At 50.0% G+C, this 18,012-nt stretch carries 11 protein-coding genes; 4 read left to right on the top strand and 7 right to left on the bottom strand.

What is annotated here, in order from left to right:
• Positions 1–45: 45 nt before the first annotated feature.
• From R3D00_25980 to R3D00_25965, 4 genes are all read left to right on the top strand, one after another.
• Entirely contained in the window at positions 46–3,951 is a 3,906-nt protein-coding gene (locus R3D00_25980) for a cohesin domain-containing protein (GenBank protein ID MEZ4776652.1), read from the top strand.
• A 34-nt stretch (positions 3,952–3,985) separates the two neighbouring features.
• Positions 3,986–5,728, top strand: coding sequence for a T9SS type A sorting domain-containing protein (locus R3D00_25975; protein MEZ4776651.1), 1,743 nt, complete (start codon positions 3,986–3,988; stop codon positions 5,726–5,728).
• A 640-nt stretch (positions 5,729–6,368) separates the two neighbouring features.
• Positions 6,369–9,416, top strand: a complete 3,048-nt coding sequence (locus R3D00_25970; protein ID MEZ4776650.1) for a TonB-dependent receptor — start codon at positions 6,369–6,371, stop codon at positions 9,414–9,416.
• A gap of 27 nt (positions 9,417–9,443) precedes the next feature.
• Positions 9,444–11,156, top strand: coding sequence for a RagB/SusD family nutrient uptake outer membrane protein (locus R3D00_25965; protein MEZ4776649.1), 1,713 nt, complete (start codon positions 9,444–9,446; stop codon positions 11,154–11,156).
• Between the two features lie 75 nt (positions 11,157–11,231).
• On the opposite strand, the gene R3D00_25960 is transcribed toward R3D00_25965, so the two are convergent.
• The 7 genes from R3D00_25960 to R3D00_25930 all read right to left on the bottom strand — a co-directional run bounded on the left by R3D00_25960 (position 11,232) and on the right by R3D00_25930 (position 18,012).
• Positions 11,232–12,632: a sodium:solute symporter family protein gene (locus R3D00_25960; protein MEZ4776648.1), complete on the bottom strand. Its 1,401-nt coding sequence runs from the start codon at positions 12,630–12,632 to the stop codon at positions 11,232–11,234.
• Positions 12,629–12,841 carry a hypothetical protein gene (locus tag R3D00_25955; protein MEZ4776647.1) on the bottom strand — a complete coding sequence of 71 codons (213 nt, stop codon included), beginning with the start codon at positions 12,839–12,841 and terminating at the stop codon, positions 12,629–12,631. The genes R3D00_25960 and R3D00_25955 overlap by 4 nt, the downstream gene beginning before the upstream one ends.
• A gap of 33 nt (positions 12,842–12,874) precedes the next feature.
• Positions 12,875–13,645, bottom strand: a complete 771-nt coding sequence (locus R3D00_25950) for a 3-ketoacyl-ACP reductase (protein MEZ4776646.1) — start codon at positions 13,643–13,645, stop codon at positions 12,875–12,877.
• 23 nt (positions 13,646–13,668) lie between these two features.
• A complete protein-coding gene (locus R3D00_25945) occupies positions 13,669–14,829 on the bottom strand; it encodes a Gfo/Idh/MocA family oxidoreductase (GenBank protein MEZ4776645.1) in 1,161 nt (386 codons plus the stop codon).
• Positions 14,829–15,653, bottom strand: a complete 825-nt coding sequence (locus R3D00_25940) for a sugar phosphate isomerase/epimerase family protein (protein MEZ4776644.1) — start codon at positions 15,651–15,653, stop codon at positions 14,829–14,831. Before R3D00_25940 ends, R3D00_25945 begins: the two co-directional genes overlap by 1 nt.
• Positions 15,650–17,032, bottom strand: coding sequence for a glycosyl hydrolase (locus R3D00_25935; GenBank protein MEZ4776643.1), 1,383 nt, complete (start codon positions 17,030–17,032; stop codon positions 15,650–15,652). Before R3D00_25935 ends, R3D00_25940 begins: the two co-directional genes overlap by 4 nt.
• Before the next feature lie 71 nt (positions 17,033–17,103).
• Positions 17,104–18,012, bottom strand: a complete 909-nt coding sequence (locus tag R3D00_25930) for an AraC family transcriptional regulator (GenBank protein MEZ4776642.1) — start codon at positions 18,010–18,012, stop codon at positions 17,104–17,106.

Here is an 18,012-nt window from a genome sequence, read left to right as displayed (position 1 = left end):
AATAAACCTACCCCCTGTTTTTTTCAATCCATAACCCCATTTATCATGCAATTATTCTCCCCACGATCGCTCATTTTTACCCTGCTCTCCGCCTGGTTTCTGGGCGGATTATCCCCTTACGCTCACGGCCAGGCCTCCCTGGTTGCGGATATTGTTCCCGGAATTGGGGGCAGTTCTCTCGCCTATCTTACGAATGTGAATGGCACGCTGTATTTTCGGGCCACTGACGTTACGAATGGCACTGAATTGTGGAAAAGCGACGGGACGACTGCTGGAACGGTACGGGTGAAGGATATTTATCCCGGAAGTGTGGGCAGTTCTCCCACCTATCTCATCAATGTGAACGGCACGCTGTATTTTCGGGCCTCTGACGGTACGACTGGCCAGGAACTGTGGAAAAGCGACGGTACGGCTGCGGGCACGGTACTGGTAAAGGATATTAATCCCGGAAGTGGGAGCAGTTCGCCCAACTATCTTACCAATGTGAACGGCACGCTGTATTTTGCGGCCAATGACGGTACGAATGGCAATGAACTGTGGAAAAGCGACGGTACGGCGGTCGGAACGGTATTAGTGAAGGATATTAATCCCGGAAGTGGGAACAGTTCTCCCTACTATCTCATCAATGTGAACGGCACGCTGTATTTTAATGCCAATGACGGTACGACTGGCCAGGAACTGTGGAAAAGCGACGGGACGGCTGCTGGAACGGTACGGGTAAAGGACATTAGTCCCGGAATTGGGGGCAGTTCTCTCGCCTATCTTACGAATGTGAACGGCACGCTGTATTTTAGTGCTACTGACGGTACGAATGGCATTGAACTGTGGAAAAGCGACGGTACGGCTGCCGGAACGGTACTGGTAAAGGATATTAATCCCAGTGGGAGCAGTAGTCCCCAGTATCTTACGGATGTGAACGGCACGCTGTATTTTGCGGCCAATGACGGAACGAATGGCTTTGAACTGTGGAAAAGCGACGGTACGGCGGCCGGAACGGTACTGGTAAAGGATATTAATCCCAGTGGGAGCAGTAGTCTCAACGGCTTTACGGATATGAACGGCACGCTGTATTTTAGTGCCCATGACGGAACGAATGGCAATGAACTGTGGAAAAGCGACGGTACTGCGGCCGGCACGGTGCAGGTGCAGGATATTAATCCCGGAAGTGGGCATAGTTATCCCTACTATCTCACCAATGTGAACGGCACGCTGTATTTTAGTGCCAATGACGGTACGAATGGCCAGGAACTGTGGAAAAGCGACGGTACGGCTGCCGGGACGGTACTGGTGCAGGATATTAATCCCGGAAGTGGGCATAGTTATCCCGCCTATCTTACCGATGTGAACGGCACGCTGTATTTTCGCGCCGATGACGGAACGAATGGCACTGAACTGTGGAAAGCCGGCGCGCCAGCGGCGACGGATCTGGAGTTTGTGGTGGGCACCGGCACTGCAGGTCCCAGCAACACGATCACCGTTCCGGTGTCGGTCAATAACTTCACCGGCATTGGCACCTATCAGGGTACGATCACCTTTGACCCTGCGGTGCTGAGTGTGGCTTCGGTCAACGCCCTCAACCTCCCGGCTACGAGCTCCTTCGGCCTTCCGGGTCAGGGCAGTGTGCCCAACGACGCGCTGACCTTTGTCTGGTACGAGTCCACGCTGACGCCCGCCACCGTCGCCGACGGCACTACCGTCATCGAAGTTACCTTCACAGTCTCCCCCGGCGCGACGACCGGCTTCACCGATATCGAGATCGACGGGTCTGTAACCCCGCTGGGTTATGCCACAGATCTGACGGCGACAAGCCTGTCCACGCCGCTGGTTACCCAGGGCGGCCTCCAGATCGATGCCGATGCGCCCACGACGCAGACAGCGAGCATTTCGAGCAATAATGCCAACTCGGCGTCCCTGGCGACCGTGGGCGATGTGATCACGCTCGTATTCACGACCTCGGAAGCCCCTGCGGTAACGCCCGTGGTAACGATTGTGGAAGGCGGCGCAGGCGTCGTAACGGTCAGTGGTTCGGGCACTTCGTGGACGGCCACCAAAACGGTAGCCACCGGCGGCGACGGGCTGGTTACTTTCTCCATTGAAATTGAAGATATCTATGGCAATAGCAGCACGCTGAGTGCCACGACCGATGCGAGCAGTGTCACGGTCGATACCGAAGATCCGACCATCACCTGTCCGGCGACGATCAACCAAAACAACGATCCGGGCAACTGCACTGCGGTGGTTACTTTCACCACCCCGACCGGCAACGACAACCTGGCGGGCTACAGCGTAACCCAAACCGGCGGCCCGGCTTCGGGTGCGGCTTTCCCGGTCGGTACGACGAGCGTTACTTTTACGGTCACCGATGCGGCCGGCAATACGACGGACTGTAGTTTTGATGTGATCATCACCGACAATGAGGCGCCCGTGGTTCTGACCCAGCCGGTCACGGTCGAACTGGATGTCAACGGTCAGGCCAGCATCGTGCCTGCCGATGTGGACAATGTTTCCTACGATCAGTGTGGCATCGCCACGCGGACCCTGGACATCGACCAGTTTGACTGTACGGATGTGGGTACCCCGGTAACGGTTACCCTGACCGTAACGGATGTCAATGGCAATGTGGCTTCGAATACTGCGGTAGTAACGGTGGTAGCCAACCCGGTGATCGGCTTGTCGGGTGGGGCGTATTATGCGCTGGCGACGGTTTCGACACCGATACCAGGCGTGGTCTGGGATATCAACGGCGATGATGGTCCTTTGTCAACGACGGGTTCGACCTTCAGTTTCCTGGCCACCCCATGTGGAACCACCAATGATATTGGTGCCAACAAGATCGACGATGCGGCCACCAACAACGGGGTAGATGTCAATGATGCGGTGGATATCGTGAAACATATTCTGCTGATCCAGCCCTTTGCCAGCCCCTACCAGCGGATCGCGGCAGACGTGGATGCCACGACCTCGATCAACGTACTGGACGTGATTCAGGTGCTCAGGAAAATTGCGAATATCAAGCAGTACTTCACCAACCCGGTTACGCAGGTGGAAGATGCGATCTGGACGTTTATTCCGAGCGACTATGTATTTGCGAACCCCTCGAACCCCTTCCCGTTTGAGACCCGCCGTACGTATATCTCCCCTTCTCCGGCGACCGGACAGGACTTTAACGGCGTGAAGCTGGGTGATGTAAACAATAGCTGGAACCCGGCAGTATTGCGTCATACAGCACCAGCCGACTCCTTCTACTTTGCGATGGATGATGCAGGGGTACTTCCCGGCGAGCGGATTACGATCCCGGTACGGGTGAGAGACTTTGCGGATATCGCGGGTTATCAGTTTACGATGAACTGGGATGCGAGTGTGCTGGCTTACCGGGGCGTAACCCCACGGGCACTTGATGGCGTGTACGGAACGGCAGAAGCGGGCAAAGGGAGAATCACCGCAGCCTGGGTGGACATGGCCGGACAGGGCGTAACGCTGAGCGACGGAACGGTAGCCTTCGAACTGCAGTTTGAGGTTGTGGGTGCCTGGGGCAGCGAAACGAGCTTTGAGATGACCTCCGAAATTACCCTGACCAAAGGCGTCAAAAATGACGACACCGAGCTGGGCATCGGCATTGCTACCGGAAAAATCGAAGTAGGCGGATCGGCGACGGGCATTGACCCCTATGAGCTGAAAGGCTACAGTCTGGGGCAGAATGTACCCAACCCCTTCACGGCAGAAACGACCCTGAATTTCTCCCTCGGACAGGCAGAAGAAGTACAGATTGAAATCTACAATGTAACGGGCCAGTTGGTGAAAAGCTTCAGCGGCAAATACCCCGCAGGGCAGCACGAACTGATCTGGAACGGAAGCAGCGACAGCGGACACGAAGTCAGTCAGGGCATCTATATGGTCAACCTCCAGGCAGGCGGATATGTCTCAGCGATCAGGGTGATGAAGATGCGGTAAGAATCAAAAAAAATCATCTTTAATAATTACAAAAATGTTCACCAAATCCTATCGATTCACCCTTCTGTTGGTTTTGATGATTATAGGAATAAGTCAGGGTCTGCGTGCGCAGACCCTGACCTTCACCGTGGCCACCGATACTGCGGGACCCGGCGATATAGTAGAGATTCCCATATCTGTATCCAATTTCCTATCGATTCAAGGCTATCAGGGAACAATTGCATGGGATAGTGCAGCATTGGATTTTGTATCGCTGGTCAGCCCGACACCGGGAATCAGCAATATCTTTGGAACTCCGGGGATGGGATTGGTTCCGCTCAATGCGGCCACTTTTACCTGGGTTGATTTTTCAGGGGTAGGCAAAACACTAAGTGCAGGGACCGTTGTAATGAAAATCACCTTTCAGGTCAAATCTTCTGCCTCTTTCGGTGTTACGCCGGTGATTATCAATAGCTCCGTAACTCTGCTGGGATATACAACCGGTTCAGGCCTGATAACCCCCAATGTCAATCAGGGATCGGTTTTGGTCACCGGATGTATTGCTACGGCTGACCCTTCATTTACTTATCCCGCGACTGCATGCCAGTTTGGCGCAAACCCCTTAGCCAACATAACCGGAGACCCCGGAGGTACTTTTACCGTTGACCAGGGAGCTTCCATCAATCCTGCCACGGGCGAGCTGGACCTTGCCACCACCCTTCCCGGCACGACGTATCAGGTTACTTATACAGTAGGGTCTCCCTGTCCGGCGGTGTCCAATCGGTCCATTCATATCCAACCGCTTGACGATGCCTCATTTACCTTTGTGGATTCTGTTTGCTTCAACAGTGCTAACCCGGCGGCAGTAGTTACGGGGTTGAATGGCGGGACATTTTTTGTAAATAACGGCGCAACTATTAACCCTGCAACCGGCATACTGGATCTGACTACAACCGCGCCAGGCCTTACGTATCTGATTACCTACCAGACCCAGGGTCTTTGTCCTGATTTTAGCAACCAGAGCGTATATGTGGCTGATACTGCGGATGTATCTTTTGTATATCCCGCATCTGTTTGCCCCGGAAGTGCCAATCCGGTCGCGACAATTACAGGTGCGGTCGGAGGGATTTTCAGCGTTTCTCCCTCAGCCAGCATCAACCCGGCAACAGGCGAACTGGACATCAATTCCATTACCCCCGGGATCATTTATACCATCACCTATAGTCTGAGCGATATCTGCCAAAGCTTTTCCCAGCGGCAGATTGTGGTAGAAGATACGACCCCACCAACGGTGATTTGCCAGAATATTACGGTTACGCTGGACAGTACAGGATCATCCGTCATTGATGTTTCGATGATTGATGCGGGCTCTGCGGACAACTGCGGTATTTTCAGTCTGACGCTGAGTCAGGACAGCTTTGGGGTCGCCGATATCGGTGTGCAGACAGTCACCCTGACGGTGGTGGACAACAGTGGAAATAGCAGCAGTTGTGAGGCCACGGTAACGGTAGAAGGTACTACTTCGATCAGCGGGCACATTACCCCCGGACTATCACTTTCTGTTTATCCCAATCCGGTGGAAAATGTCCTGAACATGCAGTGGGATAGCCCCTGGCAGGGAAAGGTATCCATCGTGATGGTAAACGCCCTCGGTCAAATCATTTCCACCGAAAACAAAATCAAACATTCGCAGCAAATGGAAGCCGAACTGAGCTTTGGCGCGCTACCTTCCGGCATGTATATCATTCAGGTAAGCCAGGATGGCTATACGCAGCATAAGCGGGTGTTCAGGAAGTAGGGGCGTTGAATTGAGATTTCCTGATTCAAATGCCCAATTTCCCCGAAAAGTGAAAATTGGCAAGTATCGGGTGAAAAATGTAAAGTCCTTCCGGCCTCATAAAAAGAGCTTTGTAAAAGTTGGAACGAACCCATCATTCCTCTTTACCGCTAACTCTTTTTATCATGACTGCCGCAACATGCAAGGGGGAATACTAGTCTGGGGGAAGCTATTTGTCCCGGTGGCAGCATTGACACACCCACCGAGATTATCAACATAAACGGAACGCAGTATTTTAGTGCATGTAACGATAAGAATGGCTATGAAATATAGAAAAGCGACGGGACGGCTGCAGGAACTACCCTCTTGCCGGTCTGGAAGATGCAGTCAGCCCTTTTATTTCCGGTGATGTTGTCGCTTACCAACCCGAACGCTTTCCCGTTTGAAGCGAATGGCGGCTTTATGGTTCTTTCTTCCCACCCCTACCGTGTTATAGTCCCAAAGAAAATAAGGTGCAAATTTTCACAAATGTTATTCCTTTTTAGCATTTAAGGGTAAGAATTACATTTGTATATACCCAATTCCATTTTTATTACTAAATTAGAATTATCGGACTATTATTTATTGTATTCTTTATCTACTCTACACTCTAATTTTTACTATGAAACATTTACTACGCTACTCACTAAGTTTGGCATTAATGATCTGGTGTCTGACATCAGTTCTGTATGCCCAAACTTCCGTTTCAGGTAAGGTAGTGGATCAAGCCAATGGATCCCCGCTTACCGGCGTTTCTGTAGTTGTGAAAGGGACAGCGCGCGGTGCCCTGACAGACAACGATGGAAACTTTAAGGTCAGTGCATCTCCTTCAGATGTATTGTTATTTTCTTACTATGGATTTACGAATGTCGAAGTCGAGGTCGGAGAACAGACTACATTTAATGTATCCATGAGTGAAGATGTTGCTTCTCTTTCTGAAATCGTAATCGTTGGTTACGGAACCCAGCAAAGGAGGAACATTACCGGTTCTATCTCTTCCATCGATGCGAAAGCCGTTGGGAGTATCCCCACCTCCAGTTCTCTTCAGGCTATGCAGGGACAGGTTGCCGGGGTAGATGTTGTCTCCCAGGGTGGAAGACCCGGACAGGGAGCTTCTATTCAGATTCGCGGTCGCCGCTCTATTACCGCTTCCAATGATCCACTCTATGTAATTGATGGTATTCCGATGACCAGTACAAGTGGGGGAAGCAGCAGTACCAATGCAATGGCCGACATCAACCCTCAGGACATTGAGTCGATTGAAGTATTGAAAGATGCTTCTTCTACCGCTATCTATGGTTCACGTGGTGCCAACGGGGTTGTACTGATCACAACCAAAAGGGGTTCTACCGGCAAAACCGTATTATCCTATGACGCTTTTTACGGGATTACTAACCCGCTGAATAAGGTCGATATGATGAATGGGGAAGAATTTGCTGCGATGAAGCGCGAATCCCGCAGAAGAGACCCTGTAACCGGTCAGGTTGCATGGAATGGGGTGATTCCTGATGATAATTTTGTTTTTACCGATCCGGTAGAGCAGACTTCTTTATCTCAGACGCCTATCCGCAGTACAGATTATCAGGATCTTATATTGGGTTCCGGATATCAGACCAATCACCAGTTGGGTCTTCGCGGAGGTACACAAAAAACCCTTTTTAACATCTCTGTAGGTGTATTTGACGAGCAGGGGATCATTGTGAACCAGGATTTCAAACGCCTTTCAGGCCGTATCAACCTGGACCATACGCTCAATGACCGGGTCAGAGTGGGTACTTCTACGCTGGTGTCTTACTCCGTACAAAACTGGGGATCAGACGCTACGCTGGGTGAAGCACTTTCCAACAACCCGCTGGGTGTTCCATATGATGATGCCGGAAACCTGATTTTCCTTCCTACCAACGATGGTATCCGTACAAACCCACTGAATGAAGTAGCGCCCAATGCTTATATCGATGAGCGCACATTTGCCCGGGTTTTCCCTTCTATATATGCCGAAGCTAAACTGTTTGACGGTCTTACGTTGCGGTCCAATATCGGTGCGGATTTCCGCTCCGGAAGAAGAGGTATATTTTCGGGAAGTCTGACCAATACCAACAGAGGGGGACCAGCAAAGGCTTCGCTTATCTCTGATATAGACCTTGGTTATACATGGGAAAACGTGTTGACCTATAGTAAAAAAATCGGCGCTATCCACGACCTGAAGATCACCGCGCTCCAGAGTATTCAGCAAAATACTTACAATTATAGCCGGATCGATGTCGCCAACCTGCCCTATGAATCAGCGTTGTTTTACAACCTGGGCGTAGCAGAAGTGCGTCAGGCCGTAGCAAGCCGCCTGGAGCAGTGGGCCCTGGCTTCCTTTATGGGACGTGTCAACTACGATATCGCCGGAAAATATCTCATGCAGTTTACCCTCCGTGCAGATGGTTCTTCCCGTCTGGCTGAAGGCAACAAGTGGGCTTATTTCCCAGGTGTTTCGCTTGGATGGCGGATTGTTGACGAGGAGTTTATGAAAAATGTGAGCTGGGTTGACGAACTGAAACTGAGAGGTTCTTATGGCGCCGTAGGAAATACTTCTGTGGATCCTTATCAGACACTCGGTGGTCTTCGCCGTACCGTTTACTCCTGGGATGAAGTACCCGCCTTTGGTTTTGGTCTGAATCAGATTCCTAACCCCGATCTCGGCTGGGAAGTTTCTTCGACTACAGACGTAGGTCTTGACTTCGGGTTTTTTGATGGCAGAATTTCCGGTTCGTTTGACTGGTTCCTCACCAATACTACCGACATTATCCTGAATCGCAGTCTTCCTCCTACTTCAGGTTATAACAGCGTACTTCAGAACATCGGTGCTACCCGTACACAAGGGCAGGAACTTACCCTGAATGCCAATGCCCTGTACAATCCTGACGGTCTTCGCTGGGATATTACTTTCAACATTTCCCGCTATAAGGAAGAAATTGTATCTCTTGCCCTGCAAGATGAAGCCGGCAATCCGATTGACGATGTAGGAAACCGTTGGTTCATTGGTCAGCCAATCCGCGTATTCTATGACTACGAAAAAATCGGTATCTGGCAGAAAGACGAAGTAGATCTCGCCAAGTCGATGGAAAACAAAGTTCCCGGTGAAATCAAACTGAAAGATCAGGACGGTGATGGTCTGATTACTCCTGCCGACCGGGTGATTTTGGGCTCAGACGTTCCCAGCTTCTACGGTGGTATCACCAACCGGTTTGAGTTTAAAGGCGTGGACTTCAGCTTCTTCTTCTACTACAAAGTAGGTCAGATGATTCGTAGCCGTTTCCACGACGACAACAACTCTCTGTTTGCCCGTTACAACAACCTGGACGTAGATTACTGGACGATCGACAATCCTAGCAATGAAAATCCAAGGCCAAACGAAAACCAGGAGTTTCCCCGCGACGGAAGTACACGTAGCTACTTTGACGGATCATACCTGAAGCTTCGCAACGTATCTCTGGGATATACATTCCCCAATGCTGTTGCTGAGAAGCTGAAAATGTCCAGACTCCGCCTGTATGCAAGTGCACAGAATGTGCTGTTCTTCTCCAAGTATGAGTCATTTGACCCGGAGAATAACAATGACATCAACGCCGGTGACGTACCTACCAGCAGACTGATATTGCTGGGCCTGAACCTCCAATTCTAACTCTTACTACTTATAATTATTACAGAAATGAAAGCGACTATTAAATTTTCTGCGATCGCGATTCTGTGTTTATCCTTCATCTCTTGTGAAAACTTTTTGAAGGAAGAACTGATCTCCGACGTGTCTGCGGGTAGTTACTACACGACACCTCAGGGATTTGAAGATGCTGTCAAAGCAACTTATTCTGAAATGAAATATTTCTGGGGCCCTGAAAGAGGGTTCACCATGACTACTTTCGGTACAGATGTTCATACCAATGGTGCCGATGGAAGCCATAAGCCTATCAACTTTTATGATGGCGGATTAAACCCTGCTCAGGGATTTGTACAGGATACCTGGAGAGATTTCTACCGTGGAATCAACCAGGCAAATGCTGCGATCAATCGTTCACAGAGCATAGAGATGGACGAGACGCTCAAGGCATCCCGCCTGGCCGAAGTTCGTTTTCTGAGAGCGCTGTATTACTTCACCCTGGTGCAATTTTACGGAGACATTCACCTCACGCTGGAAGAAACTGAAGGCGTGGAAATCGTCGCCAACCGCACCGATGCTTCTGAAGTATATAAGGCAATTGTTGCCGATCTGGAAGCTGCCATTTCGGTACTTCCTGCTACCCAGAGTGATTATGGTCGTGTGACCAAACCCGCAGCAGAATTCCTGCTCGCTAAGGTTCATGCCACCAGAGGTTATCAGCCTTATGCAGAATCCGGAGATTTCCAGAAAGCTGAAGCACTGATGACTTCCGTTATCAATAATTACGGTTTTGAGCTTCTCGATTCTTTCGACAAACTCTGGGACCAGGACAACCAGCGCAACAGCGAAGTGATTTTTGCTGTACAAAACTCCAAAGCTTTGGCTGATACCCGTATCGATACAGAAGGAAACCGCGGACACCTGTACTTTCTTATGGAATACGACGTGCGTCCCGGTATGACCCGCGATACAGAAAACGGCCGCCCATGGAAGCGTTTCCGCCCTACCGATTTTGCGCTTAGCCTTTGGAACCGCGACATTGACGCCCGTTATGATCTGAGCTACAAACACGCATGGATTTCCAATAACGCAGGCACAATTCCAAAATGGACGCAGGCTGATGCAGACAATGGCTATGTAGATGCGTCTAAAGTCGGACAGCGGAAATACGAACTGGGCGATACCGCATTCTTCATCCCCGGCCCAGGAAGAGATCATCTTTGGACAGCAGATCGCAAAGCGCGTACCCGCTATATCGTCTATACACGTGATGAAAATTATGACGAAAAAGTTTTCCCGACTTTGGCCAAGTTTATCGATCCCCGCCGTCCTGACCGTCAGCACGAACCCGGATCCAGAGACCTCGTGTTGATGCGTCTGGCTGATGCCTACCTGATGCGTGCCGAAGCCCGCTTTATGCAAAACAAACTTGACGAAGCCGCTGCAGACATTAATATGGTACGCGAAAGAGCTGCATGGCCAGGAAAAGAAGCGGAAATGATGATTTCTGCCAGCGATGTGACGATTGATTATATCCTTGATGAGCGCGCAAGAGAACTCGACGGTGAAATGCATCGCTGGTTTGACCTTGCCCGTGTAAAAATCAATGGTGTAAGTAAACTGATTGAAAGGGTTCGCCTCCACAACCCACAGGCTGCACCCAACATTCAGGATTATCACATCTTCCGTCCGATTCCACAAAACCAGATTGACCGTACCCTTGGCGGATACCCACAAAATTGTGGCTACCCAGGCGCAGGTTGCTAATCGCTGGTAAGTATTATTAAAAATAAATGCGGGTCTGTGAAAACAGGCCCGCATTCTTTTTTATGTGAGTGTTGATTACTTCTTTGCCAGATACAAACCAACACCCGTCACCGAAAGAATCCCAAACAGAAACAGATCCATTCTGATTCCCCCAACCATCGACGGCATGTGAAAAATACCGGGGAATGAAGAAAGAATAAACAAAACCAGACCGCCCAATGTGATAAAAGGCATGAGCAGCGTGGGTTTATGAGAAGAAAATAATCCAAGAAAGATCATGGGAGCCATCAGGGAAGTGCCTGCAAAACTGGTTCTTGCCAGCAATACCAGTTCATTGCTGCTGAATATCGAAAGCAGAAATGCAAGTCCTGCAAAAAATATCAGGAACACCTTGGTGATAAGCAAAAGATCTTTTTCGTTTCCTTTCAAAAGCGACATTAACTCAGACCCCAGGGCAAAAATCTGTGAATCTGCTGTCGAGATCGCGGCAGCGATAAGCCCGATCAATATAAAGGCTGCGATAAAACCTGGCTGATCGATAATCAATGCATTGCGTAAAAACGTATCTGTATCCGCGTCCGGATATGTCACCGCCCCATACATACCGACAAATAAGGTGGGTAAAATGACCAGCATAGCAAAAACTCCCACTCCTACCGCCATCCGGTTGAGCGACCGGTTGTCCTTCATGATGAGAATCCGGGTAGATACCTGCGGTTGCGTGTACGGTATCATGATGATCGCCAGCATAGATGCCAGCATAAACTGAAAAGTAAATAAGCCTTTGGGACCGGGGTTGGAGAGAAGCGCCTCATTGGTCTGCGATATCTTTTCAAACATGTTCGACCATCCACCCAACATGCTCAGACAGTTGGCGCCAATGACCCAGATAGCAATGAGTAATAATACGCCCTGAAGCGTGTCATTGTATATAATTGCCTTTAATCCACCGGTTTCACTATACAACAAGACGATCACCACCATGCCCAAAGCCCATGCCCAAAAAGGTAAAACATCGGGAAAAGCTCCCTGTAAAAACATGGAAACTCCCCGTATCTGTACGGCTACATAGGGCAGTAAAAATGCGAAAGCACCAAAAAAGGTGATGTATCCAGCCCAGGGAGAATGGTATTTTTCAGAAATAAGGCCTGTGATACTGAATTTTTTTCCTTCCGTCCCTTTTTGTTTCATTTTCCTTCCTACCCATATCAGGCCAAAAACCATTCCGGCATCGGCTACGGCAAGAAATATCCATGCGCCCACGCCATGGGTGCGAAAAAAGTCAGGCATACCCAGAATGGTAAACGCGCTGAACAGGGTTGCTGCGAAGGTAAACATTCCCAGAACTGTGCCCAGTCCTGCACCCGCAAAGAAGTAACCTTTGGAATCTTCCTTCACAGTTTTCCTGGCACGTAACGAAAGGAAAATCATGGCCCCACCGTAAAGCAGGCCGATCAGGATTACATATAACTTCATGATTTTGTGTCGTTTTTGTCAGTGGATTGAAGTTGAGTTCCCCACCAGGTGAGGGCCGTGAGTATCACACTGGCCAGAAGTCCTGTCCACAGTGCGTAAGGAGTGCCGGCAAGCATAGGTGTGACTTTGCCTGCCGGAATCAGCAGGATAAACAACAACACCAACACTGCAGATATCCGACATAAAAGCCAAAGGGTAGATTTATTCATCGTGAGTAGTATTTATCGTGTTAAGTAGTTCATTTACAGTCGGGAAAGCGTAAGTCCTCCATCCACCATCAGCACCTGTCCGGTTGAAAAAGGCATATCCCGCCTCGCCAGCATGGCAACGGTTTTGCCCACATCTTCCGGAAAGCCCCAACGTTTTTGAACGGAGAGCCCATCTGCGATCAATTTATCATATTTTTCTTTAACCCCACCAGTCATATCGGTCATGATCACGCCGGGGCGCACTTCATATACCGGAAGATCGTACTCTCCGAGGCGTGTTGCAAATAGCTGGGTAACCATACTCATCCCTGCTTTTGATACGCAGTATTCACCACGGTTGACTGAAGCCACGGTCGCAGAAATGGATGAGACATTGACAATGCAGCCCCAAAAGGCAGCGTCTGCGATTTTCTGCTCTACCAGCCAGTTTGCAGCGGCCTGACAAAGAAAGTAAGTGCCTTTGAGGTTGATATCCATGACATAGTCATAACTTTCTTCCGTCGTCTCAAGAATGTCTTTTCTTTCCTTTGGTGCAACGCCGGCATTGTTGACCAGCATATTCAGCCCGCCCAGTTCGCTGCGAACTTTCGCCATCATATTTTTCCTGTCGGCAGCTTCGCCCACATTCCCCTGACAATATATGACTTTTACCCCGGTTGTTCTCAGGTTTTCGAGAACCTGAGTTACCGAACTTTCCTCCCTCACGCCATTGATGGCCAGATCCCAGCCTTCGGCTGCAAGATATTGGGCGATGCCGAGGCCTATGCCCCGGCTTCCACCCGTTACTAATGCAATTTTTGACATATCTGTTGGGTTCAACCTGGGGTTTATGCTAATTCTTCCAAATTCACCCAGGCGCGTTTTTGCCAGCTTTCGATGCCTTTTTCTGCCAACTGTACGCCCTTTGCTCCTTCCAGCAGACCCCAGGGAAACGGATCATCCCGCACAACATGTTTGAGAAACAACTCCCACTGAGCTTTAAAGGCATTGTCATGTACTTCCTGGTCGGGAACTTTGGACCAGTCGTTGTAAAAATTGATCGGCTGCTCGATATCCGGATTCCATACCGGTTTGGGCGTATTGCCGTAGTGCTGAATATGGCAATGGCGAAGGCCTGCTACTGCCGAGCCATGCGTTCCATCGACCTGCAGGGTGAGCAGATCGTCGCGACGTACGCGTACGGTCCATGAAGAATTAAAATGGGCGATGACCCCATTCTCCAGCTCAAAAGTCGCGTAGGCACTGTCATCAGCTGTACAAACATAGGGTTTGCCCTGCTCATCAATTCGCTCCGGTATATGCGTTGCACCGAGACAGGATACCGCTTTTACTTTGCCAAATACCTGGTCGAGTACATATCGCCAGTGGCAGAGCATATCGACGATGATTCCTCCGTCGTCTTCCTTTCTGTAGTTCCATGATGGTCTTTGTGCAGGAATAGAATGTCCTTCAAATACCCAGTAGCCAAATTCTCCTCTTACCGACAAGATTTTTCCGAAAAAACCAGACTCGATCAGACGTTTGAGTTTCAGAATGCCGGGAAGCCAGAGTTTGTCCTGTACAACACCGTGTTTTACGCCAGCTTTTTTCGCCATATAATACAGGTCAAGCGCTTCTTCGGTACTGACGCCTGTCGGTTTTTCGCAATACACATGTTTGCCCGCTTCAATGGCTTTTTTTACGGCCGAGTGCCGCCGTCCTGTGGTCTGCGCATCAAAATAAATGGTGTTGCTGCTATCTGCGAGTGCTTCGTCGAGGTTGGTCGTCATTTTTTCGATTCCCGCCGCTTTGCAGAGTTTTTCCAGTTTGACTGCATTTCTGCCTACGAGGGTAGGGACCGGCATAATGGTCTCCGCCGGACCGAGCCATACGCCTCCCTGGCGGATAATTTCCACCATAGAGCGCATGAGATGTTGGTTGGTACCCATCCGGCCTGTTACGCCGTTCATGATGATACCTACTTTATGGACTTTAAGGGAAGGGTTCATTAGCTATAGTTTTGGTAAGCGTGAATGATATTTTTTAAAAAATTGTGTTGATCCATTGCCCAATAATGGTTGGAGAAAATTTCTACTTCATTGTAGCCGGAGAATCCTGCATTTTCCACCCAGCCGCGGATTTTTTTTACGGGAATACATCCTTCGCCCATGAGTCCCCGGTCATTGAGGAAGTCCGTTGTCGGAACTTTCCAGTCGCAGATGTGGAAGGCAAAAAGATTTTCATTGACTCCGCAACGCTGAATCTGCGCTTCGAGTCCGGGTTCCCACCATAGATGATATACATCGACGGCAATTCCTGCAAAAGGTGAGTTGATGGCTTCCGCCACGTCATTGGCGGAAGCAAGGGTATTGATCGCTGATCTTGTATCTGCATACATCGGGTGAAGCGGCTCGATCGCCAGTTTTACGCCGAGTGACTCTGCCCTTGGAATAATCGCTTCAATCCCCGCCTGAATCTGCGCCCGCGAGGTTTCCAGAGACTGGCCCGGAGATGCCCCGCAAACCAATACCAGCATGGGTGCGCCAACTGCGGCGGCCTCATCCAGAAGTTTGAGATTGTTGTCTATGGCCTTTTGTCGTTCGCTGAGAGCCGTATTGGGAAAAAAGCCTCCACGCACGTAGGAAACCACATGCATTCCGACAGATTTTAGCAATTGGCCTGTCCGGGTAAAACCCATAGCAGCCGCAGCATCCTGCCATACACTGATGCCAGATACACCTGCCGTGAGGTAGTTTTCAACAGCTTCTTCCAGCGACCACGGTTTAGTGGTAATGGTGTGAATACAGAGTTTGTTCAGATCGGGGGTGCTCATTTTGCGGAAGAATAAAAGTTATAGTAAGGCTGGTTTTTGATCAGCCTGTCGAGGAAAAGCACCACTTCCCGGATATGATAATCCCCCCACATGCTGGATTCACCACAGGGGATTTTGCTGCCTTCCGGCACATAGTCCCATCCGTTGGGGCGGTGATAAATCGAATGGAGCAACAATCCCTGGTGATGGGGATTAGTGCTGAGGTAGGGTTCGTCCAGCAGGGTATTGAGAGATGTAAGGCCTGCCTGCCAGTATTTTTTGCCCGCTTCGACCTCTCCCTTTTCTTCGAGGTAAAGCCCCAGCCTCAGAAGGCCCTGAACGCCGATGGCGGCAGCTGTCGAGTCTACCGGTTCGAAGTCATTGTAAGGATCAGCAGGTCGGGAGAGATAGTCGCCCATATGTGCGAGTCCGGGTGCACCGGTATCCCAGTACGGGATGCCATCGGTAGCTGTATTTGCGATGAAAAAATCACAGGTGGCTTTGGCCGCCCGCAAAAACTTTTCTTCAATAGCATCGAATCCGCCGAAAGGAAGGAGACGATCTTGCGGTAAATCGCGAATAAATTCGAGTTGTTCGGGAAAACCGGCCATTGCCCATGCCAGGCCACGGGTCCAGGTGGAGAAACCCGTATATCCTTGTTGTGAATTGGGGCAACGGAAGTTTCCGTCATTGACATTAAAAATGCTCTCATGTGCGGTGCGTCCCCAAACGTCGTAAATATCGCGACCGGTACCATAATAAACAGCATAATCGGCGGTAGCGATACAGTGCGCAATGGCGCGTTCCAGCAGGCTGGTTTGTTTATCATTTTCCCCCCACAAGGCATACCCCAGCAGGTGGCTGACTTCCACGGCTCTTACGGTGCGGATGGTATCGACAAACAGCGAGTGCGGGCCGTTGAACGAATACATATATCCCCCGCCATTTTTAATGGGGGTCCACCGCCGTGCCTGCACGGCGCCGGAGAGTTTAAGCGCCATTTCATAGAAATGTTTTTCCCATTCATTGAAAGGTGTTTTCCCTTCTTTCATCAGCCGCAACAGGTTGCCATAGGTGCTGACATTGTTGAATCCATGATCGTGAACACCAAAATGCCCGACATGCGAGGCCATAAGCGCTACGGTAGCTTTGCGGCCATATTCGAGAGCAACTGTATCATCTGTGGCATCAAATTGCAGCACTTCGGAGCCAAACTGGAACCCCTGGGTCCATTCGGTCCAGCCCCGGGTGGTATATTTCCCGGCTGCGGTAAAAACCGGTGAGCCGTTGGCGCTGTTGTACTCTTTGCGTATCAGATGGATTTTGCTGCCTGACAATTCCCAAAACCGGTCGATTTTTGCACGCAGGTCAGCGGCATTAAGCGAAAAATTAATATTCATGGGTAGAAAGATAGATCGTGTAAGGTGCAAATATATAACTCAAATCAGCGCAGGTAAATGAATAATTCCGGTCATGGCTGGTACTTTTCCTGCATGGATGCTCTGAAGGAGGAAGGGCTGTGTCCGGTCTTTTTCCTGAAAATCCGCCCAAAATAGGAGGGGTCTGTAAATTGAAGCTGATAGGCAATTTCCTTGGCATTCAGATCTGAGAAAAGTAGTAACCGTTTGGCTTCCAGTATAATACGGTCAAGAATCATCTGGCTGGCTTTCTTCCCGAGTGTTTGCCTGGTAAGGCGATTGAGGTGGTCGGGTGTGATCGCCAGGCGACTGGCATATTCGCTGACCTGATGGTCGGTGAGGTAGTGTTTTTCCAGCAGCAGTTGAAATTTCTCCACGATAAAACGAGCCCGAACCTCCTCTGTGTCCGGCGTCTCGGTTTGTTGCCGGTAAATATCGGCACTGCGAATGAGCATGATTTTCAGCCAGGCGCGGAGCAGGGATTCTTTGAGAGAATTAGTTTCCAGATAATCCTTTATCATATTTCCCATGATAGAGCGGAAATAGATAAAATCCTCTTCTGAAAGTATGATTGCGGGCTTTTCTGCACTGGCGCGAAAAAAAGGGACATCGTCAAGCAGTCTGCGTTCTTCCTCTTCCCGGCAGAAAAATTCGCGGGTAAATGCAATGACATACCCCAGACTTTCGGGACTGCCTTCGATCCGGTGAACTCTTCCCGGCCCGATGAAATGCAGCCCGGGTGATTGGATCACTGATTTGCGAAAATCCATTTCTGAATCACCTGAGCCCTGTATGAAAAAGCAGATTTCATAGAAAGGATGGCGGTGGGGGATATGGGTTTCGCGGGGAAAAGTGTACAGCCACTCCTGCTGTTTTCCTTTCAACTGGAAAATCTTAAATCCGCGTTCAGTATCGCCTTTTCGTACCTCCGGGATTTCATATAAGGGAATATTAGCAGGCAT

It is taken from the genome of Bacteroidia bacterium, from assembly GCA_041391665.1.
Taxonomy (GTDB): domain Bacteria; phylum Bacteroidota; class Bacteroidia; order J057; family J057; genus JAGQVA01.
This window is presented reverse-complemented; position numbering and strand designations above follow the sequence as displayed.

Excerpts from the sequence above, each read along its gene's own strand:
- R3D00_25960 (MEZ4776648.1), bottom strand. The coding sequence starts at position 12,632 with ATGAAGTTATATGTAATCCTGATCGGCCTGCTTTACGGTGGGGCCATG.
- R3D00_25965 (MEZ4776649.1), top strand. The coding sequence starts at position 9,444 with ATGAAAGCGACTATTAAATTTTCTGCGATCGCGATTCTGTGTTTATCC.
- R3D00_25970 (MEZ4776650.1), top strand. The coding sequence starts at position 6,369 with ATGAAACATTTACTACGCTACTCACTAAGTTTGGCATTAATGATCTGG.
- R3D00_25955 (MEZ4776647.1), bottom strand. The coding sequence starts at position 12,841 with ATGAATAAATCTACCCTTTGGCTTTTATGTCGGATATCTGCAGTGTTG.
- R3D00_25940 (MEZ4776644.1), bottom strand. The coding sequence starts at position 15,653 with ATGAGCACCCCCGATCTGAACAAACTCTGTATTCACACCATTACCACT.
- R3D00_25945 (MEZ4776645.1), bottom strand. The coding sequence starts at position 14,829 with ATGAACCCTTCCCTTAAAGTCCATAAAGTAGGTATCATCATGAACGGC.
- R3D00_25935 (MEZ4776643.1), bottom strand. The coding sequence starts at position 17,032 with ATGAATATTAATTTTTCGCTTAATGCCGCTGACCTGCGTGCAAAAATC.
- R3D00_25975 (MEZ4776651.1), top strand. The coding sequence starts at position 3,986 with ATGTTCACCAAATCCTATCGATTCACCCTTCTGTTGGTTTTGATGATT.
- R3D00_25930 (MEZ4776642.1), bottom strand. The coding sequence starts at position 18,012 with ATGCCTGCTAATATTCCCTTATATGAAATCCCGGAGGTACGAAAAGGC.
- R3D00_25950 (MEZ4776646.1), bottom strand. The coding sequence starts at position 13,645 with ATGTCAAAAATTGCATTAGTAACGGGTGGAAGCCGGGGCATAGGCCTC.
- R3D00_25980 (MEZ4776652.1), top strand. The coding sequence starts at position 46 with ATGCAATTATTCTCCCCACGATCGCTCATTTTTACCCTGCTCTCCGCC.